Raw genomic sequence first — 19,954 nt, forward strand, 5'->3', positions numbered from 1 at the left:
GTCTGCGGCCGGTCAGAGACCCGGTTCCTTCGTCGCGGCCCTCGCGGCCTTCGCCGCCTTCTCCGCCTGCTCCGCGGCTTCCTTCGCCTCCCACTCCGCGATCACGTCGATCGGCGGCGGCGCCTTCGCCAGGAAGACCCACGTGAAGTACACCGCGAGCACCATCGGCGGGAGCTTCAGCGCGATCAGCACCCAGCCCAGCTGCGTCGCGTCGCCCCACCAGTACAGCGGGAAGAGGATCGCGTACTTGGCGAGGAAGATCAGGCCCCAGGCCAGGCTGGCCTTGACGTACGCCTTCTTGCGTCCCGGGTTGCGGGTGCGCCAGGACAGGTTCTCCTTGAACACCGGGCCGAGGATCACGCCCAGCAGCGGGAAGCCCACCAGCGCCGAGACCGTGAACGCCACGCCCAGGCCGACGCCGTAGATCATGCCCGGCAGGTAGAAGCCCTTCGCGCTGCCCGTGAACAGGGCGAAGGCCACGCCCACGCCCACGCCGAAGACGCCGCTGAAGGCGTGCTTCACCGTGTCCTTGCGCAGCAGCCGCACGATCACCAGCAGCACCGCGACGGCGCCCGCCGCGATGGCGGACAGCTTCACGTCCTTGTTGATCGTGTAGATCATGACGAAGAGCAGCCCGGGGAGCATCGTCTCCACGGTGCCCCGGATTCCTCCGAAGGCGTCGAAGAGCGCCGCCTGCGTCACGGCCTTCTGGTCACCGGAAGGCGGGGTGGCGGGTTCCGGGGTGGTCGGTTTGTCGAATGACGTCACCGGTCAGTGCTCCTGTCCGAGCGGTCGGAGTTCGTACTTCGGATTGAAGAGCGTGCGGCGGCCGTGGCTCATGGCGATGCGCCCGGAGGCGATCATGCGTCGCCCGGGCTCGATTCCCACGATCGAGCGACGCCCGAGCCAGACCACGTCCAGGGCGGCCGAGCCGTCGAACAGCTCCGCCTCCAGGGCGGGGACGCCCGCCCGCGGCCGCAGGGTGACGGTGCGCAGGGTGCCCGTCACCTTGACTATCTGGCGGTCGTGGCAGTCGCAGATCCGCGTACACCCCGCGGCTTCTGCGTCCTCCTGCAGCTCCGCGGAATGCAGCTCATCCTGCGAGGTGGACAGCCGCTCGATCATCCGGCGGAACCGGCCCGCCGGCCGTGCCGGCTTCGCAGGCTTCTCGGAACGCGGTTCAGCACTCATACAGGGAAGCGTACCGGCGCGCCCACTACCTCTCGAAGCGGTATCCCATGCCCGGTTCCGTGATGAAGTGCCGCGGATGCGAGGGGTCGGCCTCCAGCTTGCGCCGCAGCTGAGCCATGTAGACGCGCAGATAATTCGTCTCTGTGCCGTAGGAGGGCCCCCAGACCTCCTGAAGCAGCTGCTTCTGGCTGACCAGCCTGCCGGCGTTGCGCACCAGTACCTCCAGCAGGTGCCACTCGGTGGGTGTCAGCCGTACGTCGCGCCCCGCGCGGACCGCCTTCTTGGCGGCCAGGTCCACCGTGAAGCCCTCGGTCGACACGATCACCTCGCCCTCGCCGGAGCCGACGGACGGTTCCGCCCTGCGGACGGCGGCGCGCAGCCGGGCCAGCAGCTCGTCCATGCCGAAGGGCTTGGTGACGTAGTCGTCGGCGCCCGCGTCCAGCGCCTCCACCTTCTCGTCGGAGCTGTGGCGGGCGGAGAGGACCAGGATCGGCACGCGGGTCCAGGCGCGCAGGCCCTTGATCACCTCGACGCCGTCCATGTCGGGCAGGCCGAGGTCGAGGACGACCACGTCGGGGTGGCGGGCCGCAGCGAGCTCCAGCGCGCTGGCGCCGTCGGTCGCGGCGTCGACCTCGTATCCGCGCGCCTTCAGATTGATCACGAGGGCTCGCACGATCTGCGGCTCGTCTTCCACCACGAGCACCCGGGTCATCGAGGTCCTGCCTTCTGTCGCATCATCCGATCACGGTCGTGATCGCGTTTCATCGGGTCCGGCCCGGCGCCGTCGCCGGCCACGGCAGCCGCAGGCGTGGGGGTGAGGGTGAGAGGGCCGAGGCTGAGGCCTTCGCCGTCCACCGTGACACGCGCCGAAACCCCCTCCCGGGGCACCGCACGCAGCGTGAGCACCATGGTCAGCCCGCCGCCGGGGGTGTCCTCGGCCGCCAGGGTGCCGTCCATGGCCTCGGCGAACCCGCGGGCGACCGCGAGCCCGAGGCCCACTCCGGCTCCGCGCGGGGCGTCCCCGTGCCGCTGGAAGGGGGCGAAGATCCGGTCCTTGGCCTCGTCGGGCACCCCCGGTCCCCGGTCGACGACCCGCACCTCGACCCGGTCGTCGAGGAAGCTGGCCGCCACCAGCACCGGATGGCCCGCGGGGCTGTACTTGACGGCGTTCTCCACCACGTTGGCCACGGTCCGCTCCAGCAGCCCGGGGTCCACCGCCACCATCGGCAGCGTCTCGGGCACGTCCAGCGCCACACTGCCCTCCGGTACGCCGCCCAGCGCCATCGGGACCACCTCGTCGAGGTCGATCTCCCGGATCAGCGGGGTGACGGTGCCGGTCTGCAGCCGGGACATGTCGAGCAGGTTGCCCACCAGGTGGTCCAGGCGGTCGGCGCCGTCCTCGATGCCTTCGAGGAGCGTGGCCCGGTCCTCCTCGGACCACTCGACGTCGTCGGAGCGCAAGGAGGTCACGGACGCCTTGATGGAGGCCAGCGGTGTACGGAGGTCATGGCTGACGGCGGCCAGCAGCGCGGTCCGGATCCGGTTGCCCTCGGCCATCCGGCGGGCCTCCTCGGCCTCGTCGACGAGCCGCTGGCGGTCCAGCACCACCGCCGCCTGCGCCGCGAAGGCACCGAGCACCCGGCGGTCCTCGGCGGGCAGCACCCGCCCGGATAGGGCCAGCGCCATGTGGTCCCCGATGGGCATGTCCACATCGGCGTCCTCGGGCCGGGCGACGGGGCTGGGGCCGACGCTGCCGGCCGGTTTCCAGGGCTCGACGTCGTTCGCACGCTCCAGCAGGGCCACGGATTCCATGGCGAAGGTCTCACGCACCCGTTCCAGCAGCGCGTTCAGCGTGGTCTCCCCGCGCAGCACGCTGCCGGCCAGGAAGGAGAGGATCTCGGACTCGGCGCGCAGCCGGGCCGCCTGGTGGGTGCGCCGGGCGGCCAGGTCCACGACGGAGGCCACGGAGACGGCGACGCCGAAGAAGACGGCGATGGCGACCATGTTCCGGGGGTCGGAGACGGTGAACCGGTACAGCGGTGGCGCGAAGTAGTAGTTCAGCAGCAGCGAACCGACGGCGGCCGAGGCGAGGGCGGGCCAGAGCCCGCCGAGCAGCGCCGCCGCCACCGTCAGCGCCAGGAAGAGCAGCATGTCGTTGGCGAGCCCGGGGTCCGTGGAGACGTGGGTGAGCAGCAGGCACAGCAGCAGCGGGAAGATCACCCCCACCACCCAGCCGGCGAGGATCCGGTTGCGCCCGAGCCGGGCGGCCGAGCGGACCACGGGCAGACCGCGCCCCTTGGCGACCTCCTCGTGCGTCACGATGTGCACGTCGAGGTCGGGCCCCGAGTCGCGGGCCACGCTCGCGCCGACGCCGGGGCCGAACACGTACTGCCACGAGCGGCGACGGCTGGAGCCGAGCACGATCTGGGTGGCGTTGACCCCGCGCGCGAAGGCGAGCAGCGCGTCGGGGATGTTGTCGCCGATCACATGGTGAAACGTTCCGCCCAAGTCTTCGACCAGGGTCCGCTGGACCGCGAGCTCCTTGGGCGAGGCCGCGGTCAGGCCGTCGCTGCGGGCGATGTAGACGGCCAGGATCTCGCTGCCCGAGCCCTTGGCCGCCATCCGCGAGGCGCGCCGGATGAGCGTGCGCCCCTCGGGGCCGCCGGTGAGCCCGACGACGATCCGCTCCCGCGCCTGCCAGGTCGAGCGGATGTCGTGCTCGCCCCGGTACTGCTGGAGGTACTCGTCCGCCCGGTCGGCCACCCACAGCAGCGCGAGCTCGCGCAGGGCGGTGAGGTTGCCCGGCCGGAAGTAGTTGGACAGGGCCGCGTCGACCTTCTCGGGCTTGTATATGTTCCCGTGCGCCATCCGCCGGCGCAGCGCCTGCGGGGACATGTCGACCAGCTCGACCTGATCGGCCCGGCGGACCACCTCGTCCGGGACGGTCTCCCGCTGCCGCACCCCGGTGATCGACTCGACCACGTCGCCGAGCGACTCCAGGTGCTGGATGTTCACCGTGGACACGACGTCGATGCCGGCCCGCAGGAGCTCTTCCACGTCCTGCCAGCGCTTGGTGTTGCGCGAGCCGGGCACGTTGGTGTGCGCGAGTTCGTCCACGAGCGCGATCGCGGGCCGGCGGGCGAGGAGCGCGTCCACGTCCATCTCGGTGAAGGCGGCTCCGCGGTGCGTCAGGGCCTTGCGCTCCACCTGTTCGAGGCCGTGGAGCATGACCTCCGTACGCGGCCGGCCGTGGTGCTCGACGAAGCCGACGACGCAGTCTGCGCCCCGCTCCACCCTGCGATGGCCCTCGGAGAGCATCGCGTAGGTCTTGCCCACACCGGGTGCCGCGCCGAGATAGATCCTGAGCTTGCCGCGTCCCATGTGCCTCATTCTCCGGGACGCCACGCCGCGCACGCGCCGATCCGCTCCCCCCGGCCGATCTCCGACGGTTCGTCGACGGATCCCTGACGCGGTGCGCGAAGGCCGGTGGGCCTTACCCCGAAGGAGTAAGGCCCACCGGCCGAAAACATGACGCGGCCCCCTGTGCGCGGGGCCCGCCCGGGGTCAGCGGACCTCGGTGATCTCCGGGCCGCGCTCCAGCTGGCCCATGCCGCCGCCGAAGCGGGAGCCTTCCTGCTCCTCCGTCGTCTGCACGCCGTCCGGCACCATCTGGGCGTCGTTCGGCAGCTTCAGCACGATCGGGTCGCGGGGCGCCATCGGGCCGTCGCCGCGGACGACGACGGTGTCCCGGAAGATCTGCTCCAGCACGCCCGCCGACTCGGGGCGCACCGCGCCCTGGCCGGAGATGACGCCGCGCAGGAACCAGCGCGGACCGTCGACGCCGACGAAGCGGACCAGCTGGGCGCCGGTCTGCCCGTCCGGGAGCGGTACGGGCACCTGAGCGCGCAGCTCCCAGCCCAGGGAGCCCTGGGCCTCGTCGATGATGCCGCCCTGCTGGGTGATGCCCGCGGCGATCTCCTCGCGGACCTCGCCCCAGATACCTTCCTTCTTGGGCGCTGCGAAGGCCTGCAGCTGCACGGCGCTGTCGCCCAGCACCACGGTCGCGGCGACGATCGCGTCACCGGCGACCTCGACGCGCAGTTCCATGCCCTCGACACCGGGTACGAGGATGCCGCCCAGGTCGACCCGGCCGTCGGCCGGGTTTCCGAGCACCTCGGAGACGTCCCACGGGCCGTCGGGCCGCGGAGCCGGCGGCAGGTTCACCCTGCGCGGCGCAACGGCGTCGTCCTGCTCGCCCGCGTCGTCCTGCTCAGCCGAGCCGACGCCGTCTACGACCTGCTCGGCCGCGCCGCCGTCCCTGGCGGAGTCGTTCTTCTTGCGACGTCCGAACACGTCACTGTCCTTCCCGGTCGGTTACGACCGAAGCGTAGCCATTCCCACCCTGCTGACCAGCCCCGGATCCGGCCACGGCCGCATGACCGCCGGTGGAGCCGAAACCCCCCTCGGCCCGGGCCGAGCCGGGAAGTTCCGCCACCTCGTGGAAGCGCACCTTCTCGACCCGCTGGACAACCAGCTGGGCAATGCGGTCGAAACGCTCGAACCGGACGCTCTCGCGAGGGTCGAGATTGACCACGATCACCTTGATCTCCCCACGGTACCCGGCATCCACCGTCCCCGGGGCATTCACGAGCGCGAGGCCGCAGCGTGCGGCCAGGCCCGACCGCGGGTGCACGAACGCCGCGTACCCGTCGGGCAGGGCGATCGACACCCCGGTGGGCAGCACGGTGCGCTCACCGGGGGCGAGCTCGGCGGCCTGGGTGGTCACCAGGTCGCACCCGGCGTCGCCCGGATGCCCGTACGCCGGGATGGGAACCTCCGGGTCGACGCGGCGGATCAGCACGTCGACGTCATGGCGGGGTCCGTGGTTGGTCAGGGACATCAGGGATTCACCTCGAAGGCGCGTGCGCGCCTGGCCTGGTCCGGGTCGGCCATCGCCGCCCGGATCTCCTCGGGCCGTCCGTTGTCGATGAAGTGGTCGACCTTGACCTCGATGAAGAGGGCGTCGGCACGCACGGCGACCGGGCCCTGCGGACCGCCTATCCGGCCGACGGCGCTGCAGTAGATCTTCCGGCCCGCGACGGCGGTGACCTCGGCCTCCAGGGACAGCACGGTGCCCACGGGCACGGGCCGCACGAAGTCGGTCTCCAGCCGTCCCGTCACGGCGATGACGCGCAGCAGCCAGTTCAGGGAACCCAGCGTCTCGTCGAGCGCGGTGGCGAGCACCCCTCCGTGGGCGAGCCCGGGGGCGCCCTGGTGCGCCGGCTTGACAGTGAACTCGGCGGTGATGCTCACGCCCTCACCCGCGCGGGCCTCCAGATGGAGTCCGTGCGGCTGACCCTCGCCACAGCCGAAGCAGTGCTCGTAGTGCGCACCGAGGAGCTCGCCGGGCGCCGGCGCATCGGGGTGCCGGACCGGTGCCGTGGCATCGGCCGGGGGCGTCAGCGCTGTGTTTCGTCCACTCACAGCCGCAGACCTTACCCGCGCGGCTACCTGCCGGTCGCCTCGTGGCAGGCTAGAGCGCATGCAGCTCTCCACCGCGCACCACGACGAACGCCTGACCGCCCCCCGTTCCTGGTGGGGCATCGCCGTACTGGTCGGCGTCTCCTGCGCGTTGATGCTGCTGCCGCTGGGCACGCTGCCGCTGCTGGCCGGCCTGGTCGGCGGCACCGCCCTGTCCGGGCTGCTGGTGAGCTCGTACGGCTCCGCGCGCGTGCGCGTGGTGAACGGGGCGCTGGCGGCCGGGGACGCCCGGATCCCGGTGACGGCCCTGGGCGAGCCCGAGATCCTGGACGCCGAGGAGTCGCGCGCCTGGCGCACGTACAAGGCGGACACCCGCGCCTTCATGCTGATGCGCAGCTACGTGCCGACGGCGGTCCGCATCGAGGTCACCGACCCCGCCGACCCGACCCCGTACGTCTACGTCTCGACGCGCGAGCCGCAGGCCCTGGTCGCGGCTCTGCGCGCCGCGCGTACGCAGGCGGCCTGAGGTCCGGCACCGACGGTTTACGCGCGCAGGGGGGCGGGGGACGACGCCTCCGGCAGGGTGCCGGTACGGGGCGGTGCCGCGCCGTGCGCAGCGGTCTTACGGCCTGGGGCCTTCAAGTGCGGCCCTGGCGGCCTCGGGAAGGGGCTGGACGGGCTGCTCCAGGGGCGGCAGCGCTCGCAGGGCCTCCCATGCCACCGCTCGCCTCCGCAGGTCACCACGGACCTTCTCGGCGAGTTTGCGGGTGTCGCGCCGGTTCATGACCGCTCCGACGGCGGCGCCCACCATGAAGGGCATGACGTTGGGCAGGCTGCGGAACATCCGCTTCATGATCTGCTGGCGCAGTTCGCGCTTCATCTGACCGCCGAGCGCCGCGTTCAGCGTCGTCGGCTTGGTGAGGTCGACCCCGCGCTCCTCCGTCCACGCGGTCAGGTAGGCGAAGCTGCGCTCCTTGAGGGTGCCGGGAGGCCGCTGGCCGTAGACCTCGTGGAGTTCGGCGATGAGCTTGAGTTCGATCGCCGCGACCGCGGTGATCTCCGCCGCCAGCTCCGCCGGCATCGCGGGCGGGACGGGCAGCATGGCCGCCGCGCCGATGCCCGCACCGACGGTCGACGTGGCGGTGGCGGCGCCCGCGATCAGCTTGTCGGCAAGCTGCTCGGGGCCCAGACCCGGAAACTGCGCGCGCAGCGTCGCGAGGTCCCGGACCGGAACGCGCGGAGCGTTCTCGATGATCCTTTCGGTGACGTACTGGGCGGCGTCCCTGACGCTTTCGCCGCCCTTGCGCACACCGTTCTTGACGGCTTGCAGCCGACGAGCCCCGGACCGGTGCCGGGACCCCTCGTCGGGCTCTGTGGCCGACGGCACCGCCGGGGCGGTACCCGAGGGCACGGCGATCCCCGCACTGGCGGAGCCGCCGGGAGCATCCGGACCCGTTTCCGGGACCGTGACAGCCACCTGCGTCTCCGCCGGATCACCTGCTTTTCGGAAGCGGCGCTTCCGAAAGGGTGTCGAGCCAGCCACGACCGACGCCTCTCAGTCGCAGTCGCGACAGATCGGCTGGCCGTTCTTCTCGCGTGCCAGCTGGCTGCGGTGGTGCACCAGGAAGCAGCTCATGCAGGTGAACTCATCGGCCTGCTTGGGCAGAACCCGGACGGCCAGCTCCTCATTGGAGAGGTCCGCACCGGGAAGCTCCAGGCTCTCGGCCGAGTCGAATTCGTCCATGTCCACGGACGAGGACGACTTCTCGTTGCGTCGCGCCTTCAGCTCTTCGATGCTGTCGTTGTCGACGTCATCGTCGGTCTTGCGCGGGGTGTCGTAGTCCGTTGCCATTGTTCGCTCTCCCCCTCTGGGTGTTAGCGGTGTCTCAGCGCACGTAACGCACGAGAGGCCGGACTTGTGCCCGACCTGAGGCGGAGATTTTGCCTCACATCAAGGTCTGTTACTCAATCGACACCCAGCCGCCCACCTGAAGGGGCGATTGGCTGGGATGACGACCGGGACCGTACACGGTCCGGGGGTCGTCTTGCACAAACGCCACCCCGTGTATTTCCCGCCATTCGGGGGGCCGGAAACCCGGACTTCCCGGGCGTTCCGGCCGCCCCAGGGTCACTGAACGCACATGGCCCGACACCGGCGTCTGTGATCGATCACACAGACGCGTTTCCTTTCACAAGACAAGGATTCAGCCAACAGCGAACACGGGGTGGTGGTCTCACATGGGAAGAGTGACACGCATCACGAGGCCACCGCCTTCCCGGGGCATCGCCTGGATCCTGCCGCCGTGTGCGCGGGCCACGGAGCGCGCGATCGACAGACCCAGCCCTACACCCTTGTCGCTGCCGGTGCGCTCCGTACGCAGCCGTCTGAAGGGCTCGAAGAGGTTGTCCACCTCGTACGCGGGAACAACGGGACCCGTGTTCGATACCAAAAGGACCGCCTGGCCGTGCTGAGCCTCGGTGGTGACCTCCACCCAGCCGCCCTCCGGCACGTTGTACCGGACGGCGTTCTGGACGAGGTTGAGGGCGATCCGCTCCAGCAGCACCCCGTTGCCCTGGACAACCGCGAGCGCGCGCTCACCGCGGATCTCCACGCCCTTCGCATCCGCCTCGCCCCGCACCTGGTCGACGGCGCGCGAGGCGACCTCCGCCAGGTCCACGGGCTTGCGCTCGACGATCTGGTTCTCGCTGCGGGCGAGCAGCAGCAGGCCCTCGACCAGCTGCTCGCTGCGCTCGTTGGTGGCCAGCAGGGTCTTGCCGAGCTGCTGGAGCTCGACCGGGGCTCCCGGGTCGGAGAGGTGGACCTCCAGGAGGGTCCGGTTGATCGCGAGAGGTGTCCGCAGCTCGTGCGAGGCGTTCGCCACGAACCGCTGCTGGGCCGTGAAGGCCCGCTCCAGCCGGTCGAGCATCTCGTCGAAGGTGTCCGCGAGCTCCTTGAGCTCGTCGTCCGGCCCGTCCAGCTCGATCCGCCGGGTCAGGTCGCTGCCGACCACCCTGCGGGCGGTCCGGGTGATCTTGCCGAGCGGCGAGAGCACCCGGCCGGCCATCGCGTAGCCGAAGGCGAAGGCGATGATGCTCAGTCCCAGCAGGGCCATCAGCGAGCGGCTCAGCAGGTCGTCCAGGGCGTGCCGGCGCTGTTCGAGGATGCACTGGCCGATCGCGGCGTTGAACTGGTCGGGCGTCAGCTCGCCCACCACGCCCGGGCAGGAACTGCTGGTGACCTTCACCTGGCCGCCGACGATCGTGAACGGGAGGGCGTTGCCCTGCCGCAGCGCCTGCGCCGCCAGCAGGTAGATGATCGACAGCAGCAGGATGCCCGCGATCAGGAACATCCCGCCGTAGAGCAGCGTGAGGCGTATCCGGATGGTCGGCCGCAGCCACGGGAAGGGACCCTCGGGCTGGCCGGGGTCCCACGTCGGTTTCGGTGGCACCGCCGGTGGCGCCGGAGAGCTTGCCACGCGCATCAGATCCGGTATCCGGAACCGGGCACGGTCACGATGACCGGCGGCTCGCCCAGCTTGCGCCGCAGGGTCATGACGGTCACCCGCACGACGTTGGTGAACGGGTCGGTGTTCTCGTCCCAGGCCTTCTCCAGCAGCTGCTCGGCGGAGACCACGGCCCCCTCGCTGCGCATGAGGACCTCGAGCACCGCGAACTCCTTCGGTGCCAGCTGGACCTCCTTGCCCTCCCGGAACACCTCGCGCCGGTTCGGGTCGAGCCTGATCCCGGCCCGCTCCAGTACGGGCGGCAGGGCGACGGTGGTGCGCCGCCCGAGGGCCCGTACGCGGGCGGTCAGCTCGGTGAAGGCGAAGGGCTTGGGCAGGTAGTCGTCCGCCCCGAGCTCCAGGCCCTCCACCCGGTCGCTGACGTCACCGGAGGCGGTCAGCATCAGCACGCGGGTGGGCATGCCGAGCTCGACGATCTTCCGGCACACGTCGTCACCGTGCACGAGCGGGAGGTCCCGGTCGAGCACGACCACGTCGTAGTCGTTCACGCCGACCCGCTCAAGGGCGGCGGCGCCGTCGTACACGACGTCCACGGCCATGGCCTCCCGGCGCAGGCCGGTGGCCACCGCATCGGCGAGCAGCTGCTCGTCCTCGACGACGAGTACGCGCACGTCGTTTCCTTCCTCCGAGCCCATATGGGCACACGTGTATTGCGTCATCCATCCTGCCCGTTTCAGCCGTAAACCGGCTGTAAGGCGCCGTACACAGGGGGCACACGGGGTGGAAGTGAGGATTCCCTGGCCTTGCGAGGTTTCTGGGCCCAGGGCGCCGGGGAGGACGTGAGAACACCCCATCCACTCCCTGACGGCGGACTGTCACGTGCCGCCGTCGACCCAAGCAGAGGGGGCGAACCCACCATGGACGCATTCACCGCGGGTCTCCTGCAGCGCATCAGGGCCACGCAGTCGGACCTCAGGCAGGCCCGCGAGTCGGGCGACGACTTCCTCGCGGAAGTGGAACTGGCGGAGCTGGAGGATCTCCAGCGCCTGGCCGCCGAGCACGGTGTGCCGGTATCGGCCGCCGTGCCCGCCTGCTGACCCACCGGCCTGCCGTCTGCCGTCTGCGTGTTCCTGCACGGCTGTTTTCGCACCACCGTTCCGGCACGGCTGTTTTCGCACGGCTCGAACCCCGGCCGCCCGAGAGGGCGGCCGGGGTTCGCGTGCTTGTCGCCCGTACGAGACTCCCGCCGGTCAGTCGTGCCAGGCCCCGGCCTCGTCCAGCAGCGGCTGCAGCGAGGTGAACACGGCCGGCGTGGCCGCCAGCACCAGCTCCCCCGAGGCCGGCTCACCCGGACGGCCCCCGGTCAGAGCCCCCGCCTCCCGGGCGATCAGCTCGCCGGCCGCCAGGTCCCACGGGTTCAGGCCCCGCTCGTAGTACCCGTCCAGCCGCCCCGCTGCCACGTCGCACAGGTCCAGCGCCGCCGACCCGCCCCGCCGGATGTCCCGCACCACGGGGATGATCCGCGCCACGACCTCGGCCTGGTGGGCCCGCCGGGTCTGTACGTACGCGAAGCCGGTCCCGAGCAGCGCCTGGTCCAGCGGCGCGGCCGGCCGGCAGGCGAGGCGCGCCGTGCCCTGCCAGGCACCGCCGCCCCGCACCGCGTGGTAGGTCTCCCCGCGCATCGGCGCCGCCACGACGCCCACGACGGTCTCGCCCTCGTACTCGGCCGCGATGGACACGCCCCAGCTCGGGAGACCGTAGAGGTAGTTCACAGTGCCGTCCAGCGGGTCGACGACCCAGCGCACGCCGCTCGTCCCCGGCGTGTCCGCGCCTTCCTCGCCCAGCAGCCCGTCCGCGGGCCGCCGCTCGGCGAGGATGCCGGTGATCAGCTTCTCCGCCGCGATGTCCATCTCGGTCACCACGTCGATCGGGCTGGTCTTCGTCGCCGCCACCGCCAGATCGGCCGGCCGGCCGTCGCGCAGCAGAGCCCCGGCCTGCCGGGCGGCCTCCAGGCCCACGTCCAGCAGTTCGGCCTTCAGCTCTTCCGAGATCACTGGTTCCTCTTCCTAGGCGTACGGACTGTCCGCGCCCGCCGCTGCCGGCCGGGGCGCCCGCGCCGGGCAGCAGCCCACCGCGCACAGGTCATGGCTCTGGCCCAGCATGCCCACCCAGCACTCCTCGGCGGGCTCTCCGCGCTCCTTGGCAGCCCGCTCCAGCACGAGTTCCCGTACCGCCTCGGCGAACGCGGGGTCGGCGCCGACGGTCGCGGAGCGCGCGACGGGCAGGCCCAGTTCGGCCGCCTTGGCGGTGGCCTCGGTGTCGAGGTCGTAGAGGACCTCCATGTGGTCGGAGACGAAGCCGATGGGCACCATGACGACGGCGGGAGCGCCGTCGGCGTGCAGGGCCTCCAGGTGGTCGCAGATGTCCGGCTCCAGCCACGGGATGTGGGGGGCGCCGCTGCGGGACTGGTAGACGAGCCGCCAGGGGTGCACGACACCCGTCCGCACGGCCACCTCGTCCGCGATCACCCGGGCGGCGTCGAGGTGCTGCTTGACGTACGCCCCGCCCTCTCCGCCCTCGGTGTGGTCCTCGACCGGGCCGGAGGTGTCCGCGGCGGCGATCGGGATGGAGTGGGTGGTGAAGGCGAGGTGGGCGCCTTCCCGGACCTCCTCGGGCAGTTCGGCGAGCGAGGCCACCACCCCCTCGATCATGGGATCCAGGAAGCCGGGGTGGTTGAAGTAATGCCGCAGCTTGTCGACCCGCGGCAGCTCCAGGCCCTCCTCGGCGAGGGCGGCCAGCGCTTCGGCGAGGTTCTCGCGGTACTGCCGGCAGCCGGAGTACGAGGCGTACGCGCTGGTCGCGAGCACCGCGATCCGGCGCCGTCCGTCGGCGACCATCTCCCGCATCACGTCGGTCAGGTACGGGGCCCAGTTCCGGTTGCCCCAGTAGACCGGCAGGTCCAGCCCGTGCTCGGCGAAGTCCTTGCGCAGCGCGTCCAGCAGCGCACGGTTCTGCGCGTTGATCGGGCTGACCCCGCCGAAGCCGAAGTAGTGCTGCCCGACCTCTTTGAGGCGCTCGCGCGGGATGCCGCGTCCGCGCGTGACGTTCTCCAGGAACGGCACGACGTCGTCGGGTCCCTCGGGGCCGCCGAAGGACAGCAGCAGCAGGGCGTCGTACGGGGCGGCGGACCCGCCGGCGGGCGGGGAGAGCTGGTCTGACATGGATCGAATCCTGCCACCCGGCGTCGTCGGGAGAGAAGCGGCCCGGCCAGGGCCTGCCCCCAGCACCCGGTAAGGTAAGCCTAAGTTCCTTGAGTCCGGAACCTTCCCCCGTGCGGGTGCCCCAGAGGCGGCCGTAACCTGTATGGGCCCACGACGTCCCTTACGGAGGGCCCTTGCCCAGTCCCTATCGAGCCATTTTCGCGGCCCCCGGCACCGTGGGGTTCAGCGCCGCCGGTCTCATCGGCCGCCTGCCGATCTCCATGGTCGGCGTCGGCATCCTCACCATGATCTCCGAGATCACCGGCCGCTACGCGATGGCCAGCGCGCTCACCGGCACCCTCGCCCTGGCCGCCGCGGTCATCGGCCCGCAGGTCTCGCGCCTGGTGGACCAGTACGGCCAGCGACGGGTCCTGCGCCCCGCGACCCTGATCTCCGTGGCCGCGGTGGCCGGACTGCTGCTGGCCGCCGCGAACGGCCTGCCCGACTGGACCCTGTTCGTCTGCGCCGCGATCGCCGGCTGCGTGCCGAGCGTGGGCTCGATGATCCGTGCCCGCTGGACCGTGCTCTACCAGGACTCCCCGCGTGAGCTGCACACCGCGTACTCCTTCGAGTCGGTGGTGGACGAGGTCTGCTTCATCTTCGGTCCGATCCTCGCGATCGGACTGTCGACCACCTGGTTCCCGGAGGCCGGCCCGCTCATCGCCGCCGTCTGCCTTCTGGTGGGCGTCTGGCTGCTCACCGCGCAGCGGGCGACGGAGCCGCCCGCGCACCCCCGCGACGAGCAGACCGAACGCACGTCGGCCCTGCGCTCCCCCGGCCTCCAGGTGCTGACGGCCACCTTCGTGGCGACCGGCGCGATCTTCGGATCCATCGACGTGGCCACCCTCGCCTTCGCCGAGGAGCAGGGAAGCAAGTCCTCCGCAAGCTTCATCCTGGCCATCTGGGCGCTCGGATCCTGCCTCGCCGGCATCGTGTTCGGCCTGCTGCATCTCAAGGGCCGGACAGAACGCAGGTGGGTACTGGGCGTCAGTGCGATGGCCGTGAGTATGATCCCCCTCCTACTGGCCGGGAACCTTCCGATTCTGGCCGTGGCGCTCTTCGTCTCGGGCCTCGCCATCGCTCCCACGATGATCACCACGATGGCCCTGATCGAGGCGCACGTACCACGCGCGAAGCTGACCGAGGGCATGACCTGGATCAGCACCGGCCTCGCGGTCGGTATCGCGATCGGCTCCTCCGTGACCGGTCTGGTCATCGACGCGGCCGGCGCGCGGAGCGGGTACGTCGTCTCCATCTCGGCGGGGGTGGCCGCGGCGGCGGTGGCGTTCGCGGGATACCGCCGGCTGACGAGGCCGGCGCAAGGGGAGGAGCCCTCTAGCGATGGCGGACACGCCGATGGCACGGACGGCAGGGACAGCACCGGGGACAGCAGGGAACAGCAGGACCACGTGGCATAACTGGGCGGGCAACGTCACCGCCACCCCCGCCCGCGTGGTGACCCCCGCCTCGGTCGGGGAGCTCCAGGAGGTGGTCCGCCGGGCCGCCGGGCAGGGGCTGCGGGTGAAGGCGGTCGGCACCGGCCACTCCTTCACCGCGGCCGCCGCGACCGACGGGGTCCTCATACGCCCGCAGTCCCTGGCCGGGATCCGGTCCCTCGACCGGACCGCCGGCACCGTGACGGTGGCGGCGGGCACGGTCCTGAAGGAACTGAACCGGGCTCTGGCCGGGGAAGGACTGTCGCTCACCAACATGGGCGACATCATGGAGCAGACGGTCTCCGGCGCCATCAGCACCGGCACCCACGGCACCGGCCGCGACTCGGCCTCCATCGCCGCCCAGATCCGCGGCCTGGAGCTGGTCACCGCCGACGGCCGGCTGCTGACGTGTTCCGAGAAGGAGAACCCCGAGGTCTTCGCGGCCGCGCGGATCGGCATCGGCGCGCTGGGCATCGTCACCGCGATCACCTTGGCCGTGGAGCCGCTCTTCTTCCTGACCGCCCGTGAGGAGCCGATGGGCTTCGACCGGGTGACGGCCGAGTTCGACGAGCACGTCGCGGAGAACGAGCACTTCGAGTTCTACTGGTTCCCGCACACCGGCAACTGCAACACCAAGCGGAACAACCGCAGCCAGGGCCCGGCCGCCCCGCCCGGACCGGTGAGCGCCTGGATCGAGGACGAGTTCCTCTCCAACGGCCTCTTCCAGGCGGTCAACTCCCTGGGCCGCGCGGTCCCGGCCGCCATCCCCGGCATCGCGCGCGTGGCCAGCCGCGCCCTGTCGGCGCGCACGTACACGGACATCTCGTACAGGGTGTTCACCAGTCCGCGCCGGGTGCGGTTCGTGGAGATGGAGTACGCCCTCCCGCGCGAGCAGGTGGTCGAGGCGCTGCGGGAGCTGCGGGCGATGGTCGACCGCTCCGCGCTGCGGATCAGCTTCCCGGTGGAGGTGCGGACGGCTCCGGCGGACGACATCACGCTGTCGACGGCCTCCGGACGCGAAACGGCGTACATCGCGGTGCACATGTACAAGGGAACCCCCTACCAGGCCTACTTCACGGCGGCCGAGCGCATCTTCACCGCGCACGGCGGCCGGCCGCACTGGGGCAAGGTGCACACGCGGGACGCGGAGTACCTCGCCGAGGTCTATCCCCGGTTCGGCGAGTTCACCGCGCTCCGGGACCGCCTCGACCCGGACCGGGTCTTCGGCAACGACTATCTGCGGCGCGTCCTGGGGGACTGACGTCATGACGTCATGGGGCGTTGCGCTGCGCCGCCGGTGACGAGGCGTCCGGGCTCGGCGTCCGCGTCGACGGCGTGGGCGTCGGGTCGGGCGTGGGCGTCGGGTCGGGCGTCGTGGCCGGGTCGGGCGTCGAGCGCTGCGACGGGGAGGGCCCGGACCCCGGGCTCCTCCCTCCCTCGGGCCGCGCTCAGGTCGAGCTTCTTCTTCTCCGGATGGGGCTCGACGTCCTGCGTCGTCTTCTGACCCATCGCCATCCCGTGTGTGTCCTGTCTCTCGCGCTTCTCCGCTTGCACCAGTTACCGACCCCCCGAGCGAAGCGGATAGTTCCGTTTCTGGTGATTCCGTGAAGCAAGACATCCCAAAACGGGCCACGCACGCAGGTGGGCCCGGCGGAGGGCAGCCCAACAGCCGCCGTCCGGGAGAAGTTCGGCGGCGCGGCGGGTCCACCCAGGTGGCCCGAATGGAGTACTGTGGCGAGCCCTGGGGCCGTCCTTCCTTTCGGATGTCCGGACTCGGGAGAGGGGGCCGAATGTTGGAGAACGGCACTCAAAGACCGGTGATGCCGCGGTATTGCACGGGTTCCTGCTGCGCACAGTAATCAGTCGGTCACTGTGCGTACCCAACAGGTAACCGTGCCATAACGGCGATCAAGGGCGCATGCCCGACACGCCGGTTTAACTCGGCAAGGTTGTGGCAGGCTGCACCCGGGCAGGCCACACTCGACTAGCGGAAGCAGCGACGCACGTGACGTCGGCAGGCACCACCCGGGAGGTCCCCATGCCCGAACTGCGTGTCGTGGCCGTCTCAAATGACGGCACACGACTGGTGCTCAAGGCTGGGGACAGCACGGAGTACACGCTTCCGATCGACGAGCGGCTGCGCGCTGCCGTGCGCAACGACCGTGCGCGCCTGAACCAGATCGAGATCGAGGTGGAGAGCCACCTCCGCCCCCGCGACATCCAGGCCCGCATACGGGCCGGTGCCTCCGCGGAGGAGGTCGCTCAACTCGCCGGCATCCCCGTCGACCGCGTACGCCGCTTCGAGGGCCCCGTGCTCGCCGAGCGCGCCTTCATGGCCGAGCGGGCCCGCAAGACCCCCGCGCGCCGACCCGGCGAGAACACCGGGCCGCAGCTCGGCGAGGCCGTGCAGGAACGGCTGACCCTGCGCGGGGCCGAAAAGGAATCCGTCCAGTGGGACTCGTGGCGCCGCGACGACGGCACCTGGGAGGTCCTTCTCGTCTACCGGGTCGCGAGCGAGACGCACTCGGCGAGCTGGACCTACGACCCGCCGCGCCGGCTGGTCGTGGCCGTGGACGACGAGGCCCGCTCCCTCATCGGCGAGTCGGAGGACCTGCCGGCGACGCCGGAGCCGAGCTTCCCCTTCGTTCCGAGGATCGCGCGCCTGCCGCGCGACCGGCCGCTGGACCGCGCCCTGGACCGGCAGCTGGAGCGTCCCGTCACGCCCGCGCCGGAGCCGGAGGAGGAACGGGACACCCTGACGAGCCTGCTGGAGGCGGTCCCGAGCTTCCGCGGCGACATGGTGGTCCCGGACCGTACCGACGCCCCGGCGCCGGAACCGGAGGCGGAGGAGCCGCCGGCCCCGGCCGCCTCGGCGGGCGCGGGCTCCGCGTACGCCGACGTACTGATGCCGCGCACGGTGGCGGGCCACCGTGATCGCCTGACGGGCACCACTGACCGCCAGGCCGAGGCCGACGGGGTCCGTCCCGGGCGCCGTGCGGCGGTGCCGAGTTGGGACGAGATCGTCTTCGGCACCCGCCGCAAGAAGCAGGAGTAGCGCAGTCGCCGACGCCTGAGGCGGCGGGCTGAACGGTTCGGCGACCAGTGAGCGGGCCGGCTGGGCCCTGGCAGGGGCCCGCGCGCCGGGTCGTCTCCTCGGACGCCGAACGTGACGAGGGCCGGAGAGCCGGGCAGATGTGCGTGCGACTCCCTGCGGGGAGCGCCCCCGCACAGGCACCCGGCCCCGGGCCGCCTACTGGGGATCCGGGCCCGTGACCACAGGGCGCCCCGGGTCCGAGGACCACTCCGACCAGCTGCCCGCGTAGAGGTCGGACGCGATGCCTGCCACCTCCAGCGCGAGCACCTCATGGGCTCCGGAGACTCCCGAGCCGCAGTACACGCCCACCGGTGTCCCCTCGGACGCGCCGAGCCCCTCGAAGCGGGCACGCAGTGCGTCCGGCGGCAGGAAACGGCCGTCCGGGCCCACGTTCTCCGTGGTCGGAGCCGACAGGGCGCCCGGGATGTGGCCGCCGACCGGGTCGATCGGCTCGACCTCGCCGCGGTACCTCTCTCCCGCACGGGCGTCCAGGAGAACTCCTGCACGGGCCCGGGCGGCCGCCGCGTCCGCGTCCAGCAGTCCGACCGCCCCCGGAGTTGGCTTGAAATCGCCCTCCAGGGGAGTCACTCGTTCGGCCGTCACGGCGCCCCCTTCCGCCGTCCACGCGGGCAAGCCGCCGTCCAGCACTCGCACGTTCGGGTGACCTGTCCAGCGCAGCAGCCACCACGCCCGGGCGGCCGCCCAGCCCTGGCCGCCGTCGTACACGACGACGGGCACGTCCGCCGAAACCCCGGCCCGCCGCATCACCGCGCCGAAGGCCTCCGGGTCCGGCAGCGGGTGCCGGCCGCCCGCCCCGGCCGGACCTGCCAGTTCGCGGTCGAGGTCGACATACACCGCGCCGGGCAGGTGTCCGGCCTCGTAGGCGGGCCGCTGGTCGGGGCCGCCCAGCTGCCAGCGGACGTCCAACAGCACCGGCGGCCGGGCACCCGCCAGCTCGTTCCTCAGTTCGGCGGCGGGAAGGATCGCAGATTTCGCAGTCATGCCGGCCATCTTCCTCCCCGCCCGCAACCCTCGTCACAGGGCCGTCGTCGGTGGGCCGCACCGATCCGGTCAACTCCGCCCCGGGCACCCGTAATGCGGCCCGGTCGGGGCGCGCCGAGTCCTCGGGAGTGGAAGCATCAGCACGGGTAAGCGGCACGACGGAGGAGACGGCTGACATGACCGAGGCAGCGGAAGCAACCCGGCGCACGCCCGGCACCCCGTGCTGGGTGAGCCTCATGGTGCACGGCCTCGGGACCACCGAGGACTTCTACGCCGACCTGTTCGGCTGGGAGTACGTACCCGGTCCCGAGCAGCTCGGCCCGTACGTCCGCGCCGTGCTGAACGGCCACGAGGTGGCCGGCATCGGCGAAATGCCGCCGGACCGGCATCTTCCGGTGGCGTGGACGACGTACCTGGCCACGGACGACGCCGACGCGACCGCGGAGGCGGTCCGCAGTTGCGGCGGCACGGTGGCGGTGGGTCCCCTGGACGCCGGCATCGCGGGGCGGGTGGCGATCTGTTCCGACCCGCTGGGCGCGATCTTCGGGCTGTGGCAGGCGCAGACCCGCATGGGAACCCGGCTGCACGGCGAGCCGGGCACCCCCGTCTGGAACGAGCTGGTCACCCAGGACACTTCGACGGTCGGCAAGTTCTACGAGCACGTCTTCGGCCACGAGGCGCAGACGCACGCCACGGCCTCCGACGACTTCGACTACCTCACCCTCCACCTGGAGGGGCGCCCGGTGGCCGCCGTGCACGGCGTCGGCCGCTCGCTGCCGCACGACCGGGGGCCGCACTGGATGGCGTACTTCGAAGTGGAGGACACCGACGCGGCCGCGGCCCGGGTCGTCCGGCTCGGCGGCCGCGTCGTCGACCCGCCCAGGGAGGGCCTGCGCGGGCGGCAGGCCACGGTCGCGGACCCGGAGGGCGCGGTCTTCGCCCTCGTACGGTCACGGCCCTGAGCGGCGGTGGCGCGTCCGGCTTGCCGTCGGGCCGGCCGGACGGGTGGCGGCGGTGGCGGCGCGG

21 protein-coding genes are annotated in these 19,954 nt (G+C 71.7%); 6 read left to right on the forward strand and 15 right to left on the reverse strand.

All coding sequences use genetic code 11. The annotated features are described in order from the left end of the window. Positions 1 to 12: 12 nt before the first annotated feature. From ACWGIF_RS21930 to ACWGIF_RS21960, 7 genes are all read right to left on the reverse strand, one after another. A complete protein-coding gene (locus tag ACWGIF_RS21930; protein ID WP_453499819.1) occupies positions 13 to 768 on the reverse strand; it encodes a DUF3159 domain-containing protein in 756 nt (251 codons plus the stop codon). A 3-nt stretch (positions 769 to 771) separates the two neighbouring features. Continuing rightward, positions 772 to 1,191: an OB-fold nucleic acid binding domain-containing protein gene (locus tag ACWGIF_RS21935; RefSeq protein ID WP_453499821.1), complete on the reverse strand. Its 420-nt coding sequence runs from the start codon at positions 1,189 to 1,191 to the stop codon at positions 772 to 774. Between the two features lie 25 nt (positions 1,192 to 1,216). Continuing rightward, entirely contained in the window at positions 1,217 to 1,903 is a 687-nt protein-coding gene (locus ACWGIF_RS21940) for a response regulator (protein ID WP_453499823.1), read from the reverse strand. After that, positions 1,900 to 4,572 carry a DUF4118 domain-containing protein gene (locus ACWGIF_RS21945; RefSeq protein WP_453499825.1) on the reverse strand — a complete coding sequence of 891 codons (2,673 nt, stop codon included), beginning with the start codon at positions 4,570 to 4,572 and terminating at the stop codon, positions 1,900 to 1,902. The genes ACWGIF_RS21940 and ACWGIF_RS21945 overlap by 4 nt, the downstream gene beginning before the upstream one ends. Positions 4,573 to 4,755: 183 nt before the next feature. Continuing rightward, positions 4,756 to 5,544, reverse strand: coding sequence for a DUF3710 domain-containing protein (locus ACWGIF_RS21950; RefSeq protein WP_453499827.1), 789 nt, complete (start codon positions 5,542 to 5,544; stop codon positions 4,756 to 4,758). Position 5,545: 1 nt separating this feature from the next. Beyond that, entirely contained in the window at positions 5,546 to 6,091 is a 546-nt protein-coding gene (dut, locus tag ACWGIF_RS21955) for a dUTP diphosphatase (protein WP_453499829.1), read from the reverse strand. Next, positions 6,091 to 6,675 carry a PaaI family thioesterase gene (locus ACWGIF_RS21960; RefSeq protein ID WP_453499831.1) on the reverse strand — a complete coding sequence of 195 codons (585 nt, stop codon included), beginning with the start codon at positions 6,673 to 6,675 and terminating at the stop codon, positions 6,091 to 6,093. The genes dut and ACWGIF_RS21960 overlap by 1 nt, the downstream gene beginning before the upstream one ends. Before the next feature lie 58 nt (positions 6,676 to 6,733). Between ACWGIF_RS21960 and ACWGIF_RS21965 the strand changes: the two genes are divergently transcribed. Continuing rightward, a complete protein-coding gene (locus tag ACWGIF_RS21965) occupies positions 6,734 to 7,198 on the forward strand; it encodes a DUF3093 domain-containing protein (protein ID WP_453499833.1) in 465 nt (154 codons plus the stop codon). 96 nt (positions 7,199 to 7,294) lie between these two features. Here the strand turns inward: ACWGIF_RS21965 and ACWGIF_RS21970 are convergent, their stop codons facing one another. The 4 genes from ACWGIF_RS21970 to ACWGIF_RS21985 all read right to left on the reverse strand — a co-directional run bounded on the left by ACWGIF_RS21970 (position 7,295) and on the right by ACWGIF_RS21985 (position 10,807). Further along, positions 7,295 to 8,215 (reverse strand): hypothetical protein, encoded by a 921-nt coding sequence (locus ACWGIF_RS21970; RefSeq protein WP_453499835.1) that lies wholly within the window; start codon positions 8,213 to 8,215, stop codon positions 7,295 to 7,297. A 12-nt stretch (positions 8,216 to 8,227) separates the two neighbouring features. Next, positions 8,228 to 8,524 (reverse strand): DUF4193 domain-containing protein, encoded by a 297-nt coding sequence (locus ACWGIF_RS21975; RefSeq protein WP_030036261.1) that lies wholly within the window; start codon positions 8,522 to 8,524, stop codon positions 8,228 to 8,230. Positions 8,525 to 8,906: 382 nt separating this feature from the next. Beyond that, a complete protein-coding gene (locus ACWGIF_RS21980) occupies positions 8,907 to 10,148 on the reverse strand; it encodes a sensor histidine kinase (protein ID WP_453499837.1) in 1,242 nt (413 codons plus the stop codon). Positions 10,149 to 10,153: 5 nt separating this feature from the next. After that, complete coding sequence (locus ACWGIF_RS21985; RefSeq protein WP_453499839.1) at positions 10,154 to 10,807, reverse strand: response regulator transcription factor; 654 nt, start codon at positions 10,805 to 10,807, stop codon at positions 10,154 to 10,156. A gap of 246 nt (positions 10,808 to 11,053) precedes the next feature. Between ACWGIF_RS21985 and ACWGIF_RS21990 the strand changes: the two genes are divergently transcribed. After that, positions 11,054 to 11,233, forward strand: coding sequence for a hypothetical protein (locus ACWGIF_RS21990; RefSeq protein ID WP_453499841.1), 180 nt, complete (start codon positions 11,054 to 11,056; stop codon positions 11,231 to 11,233). A gap of 153 nt (positions 11,234 to 11,386) precedes the next feature. On the opposite strand, the gene ACWGIF_RS21995 is transcribed toward ACWGIF_RS21990, so the two are convergent. Both ACWGIF_RS21995 and ACWGIF_RS22000 read right to left on the reverse strand, forming a co-directional pair. Then, positions 11,387 to 12,190, reverse strand: coding sequence for an inositol monophosphatase family protein (locus ACWGIF_RS21995; RefSeq protein WP_453499843.1), 804 nt, complete (start codon positions 12,188 to 12,190; stop codon positions 11,387 to 11,389). A 12-nt stretch (positions 12,191 to 12,202) separates the two neighbouring features. Next, on the reverse strand, positions 12,203 to 13,357 hold the full coding sequence (locus ACWGIF_RS22000; protein ID WP_453499845.1) for a ferrochelatase: 1,155 nt from the start codon (positions 13,355 to 13,357) through the stop codon (positions 12,203 to 12,205). 173 nt (positions 13,358 to 13,530) lie between these two features. Between ACWGIF_RS22000 and ACWGIF_RS22005 the strand changes: the two genes are divergently transcribed. After that, positions 13,531 to 14,814: an MFS transporter gene (locus ACWGIF_RS22005; RefSeq protein WP_453499847.1), complete on the forward strand. Its 1,284-nt coding sequence runs from the start codon at positions 13,531 to 13,533 to the stop codon at positions 14,812 to 14,814. Further along, a complete protein-coding gene (locus ACWGIF_RS22010; protein ID WP_453499893.1) occupies positions 14,753 to 16,093 on the forward strand; it encodes a D-arabinono-1,4-lactone oxidase in 1,341 nt (446 codons plus the stop codon). The genes ACWGIF_RS22005 and ACWGIF_RS22010 overlap by 62 nt, the downstream gene beginning before the upstream one ends. A gap of 2 nt (positions 16,094 to 16,095) precedes the next feature. Here ACWGIF_RS22010 and ACWGIF_RS22015 read toward each other — a convergent pair whose 3' ends face one another. Then, a complete protein-coding gene (locus ACWGIF_RS22015) occupies positions 16,096 to 16,347 on the reverse strand; it encodes a hypothetical protein (RefSeq protein WP_453499849.1) in 252 nt (83 codons plus the stop codon). 490 nt (positions 16,348 to 16,837) lie between these two features. Here ACWGIF_RS22015 and sepH point away from each other — a divergent pair, with 490 nt between their 5' ends. Then, positions 16,838 to 17,887, forward strand: a complete 1,050-nt coding sequence (gene sepH / locus ACWGIF_RS22020; protein ID WP_453499851.1) for a septation protein SepH — start codon at positions 16,838 to 16,840, stop codon at positions 17,885 to 17,887. A 195-nt stretch (positions 17,888 to 18,082) separates the two neighbouring features. Here the strand turns inward: sepH and ACWGIF_RS22025 are convergent, their stop codons facing one another. Further along, entirely contained in the window at positions 18,083 to 18,928 is an 846-nt protein-coding gene (locus tag ACWGIF_RS22025; RefSeq protein WP_453499853.1) for a sulfurtransferase, read from the reverse strand. A 176-nt stretch (positions 18,929 to 19,104) separates the two neighbouring features. On the opposite strand from ACWGIF_RS22025, the gene ACWGIF_RS22030 reads away from it, so the two are divergent. Then, positions 19,105 to 19,890, forward strand: coding sequence for a VOC family protein (locus tag ACWGIF_RS22030; RefSeq protein ID WP_453499855.1), 786 nt, complete (start codon positions 19,105 to 19,107; stop codon positions 19,888 to 19,890). Positions 19,891 to 19,954: the final 64 nt, after the last annotated feature.

The sequence above is a fragment of the Streptomyces sp. NPDC054849 genome (genome assembly GCF_053610945.1).

Excerpts from the sequence above, each read along its gene's own strand:
- ACWGIF_RS22000 (WP_453499845.1), bottom strand. The coding sequence starts at position 13,357 with ATGTCAGACCAGCTCTCCCCGCCCGCCGGCGGGTCCGCCGCCCCGTAC.
- dut (WP_453499829.1), bottom strand. The coding sequence starts at position 6,091 with ATGTCCCTGACCAACCACGGACCCCGCCATGACGTCGACGTGCTGATC.
- ACWGIF_RS21945 (WP_453499825.1), bottom strand. The coding sequence starts at position 4,572 with ATGGGACGCGGCAAGCTCAGGATCTATCTCGGCGCGGCACCCGGTGTG.
- ACWGIF_RS22010 (WP_453499893.1), top strand. The coding sequence starts at position 14,753 with ATGGCACGGACGGCAGGGACAGCACCGGGGACAGCAGGGAACAGCAGG.
- ACWGIF_RS22030 (WP_453499855.1), top strand. The coding sequence starts at position 19,105 with ATGACCGAGGCAGCGGAAGCAACCCGGCGCACGCCCGGCACCCCGTGC.
- ACWGIF_RS21940 (WP_453499823.1), bottom strand. The coding sequence starts at position 1,903 with ATGACCCGGGTGCTCGTGGTGGAAGACGAGCCGCAGATCGTGCGAGCC.
- ACWGIF_RS21975 (WP_030036261.1), bottom strand. The coding sequence starts at position 8,524 with ATGGCAACGGACTACGACACCCCGCGCAAGACCGACGATGACGTCGAC.
- ACWGIF_RS21965 (WP_453499833.1), top strand. The coding sequence starts at position 6,734 with ATGCAGCTCTCCACCGCGCACCACGACGAACGCCTGACCGCCCCCCGT.
- ACWGIF_RS21935 (WP_453499821.1), bottom strand. The coding sequence starts at position 1,191 with ATGAGTGCTGAACCGCGTTCCGAGAAGCCTGCGAAGCCGGCACGGCCG.
- ACWGIF_RS22015 (WP_453499849.1), bottom strand. The coding sequence starts at position 16,347 with ATGGCGATGGGTCAGAAGACGACGCAGGACGTCGAGCCCCATCCGGAG.
- ACWGIF_RS22025 (WP_453499853.1), bottom strand. The coding sequence starts at position 18,928 with ATGACTGCGAAATCTGCGATCCTTCCCGCCGCCGAACTGAGGAACGAG.
- ACWGIF_RS21990 (WP_453499841.1), top strand. The coding sequence starts at position 11,054 with ATGGACGCATTCACCGCGGGTCTCCTGCAGCGCATCAGGGCCACGCAG.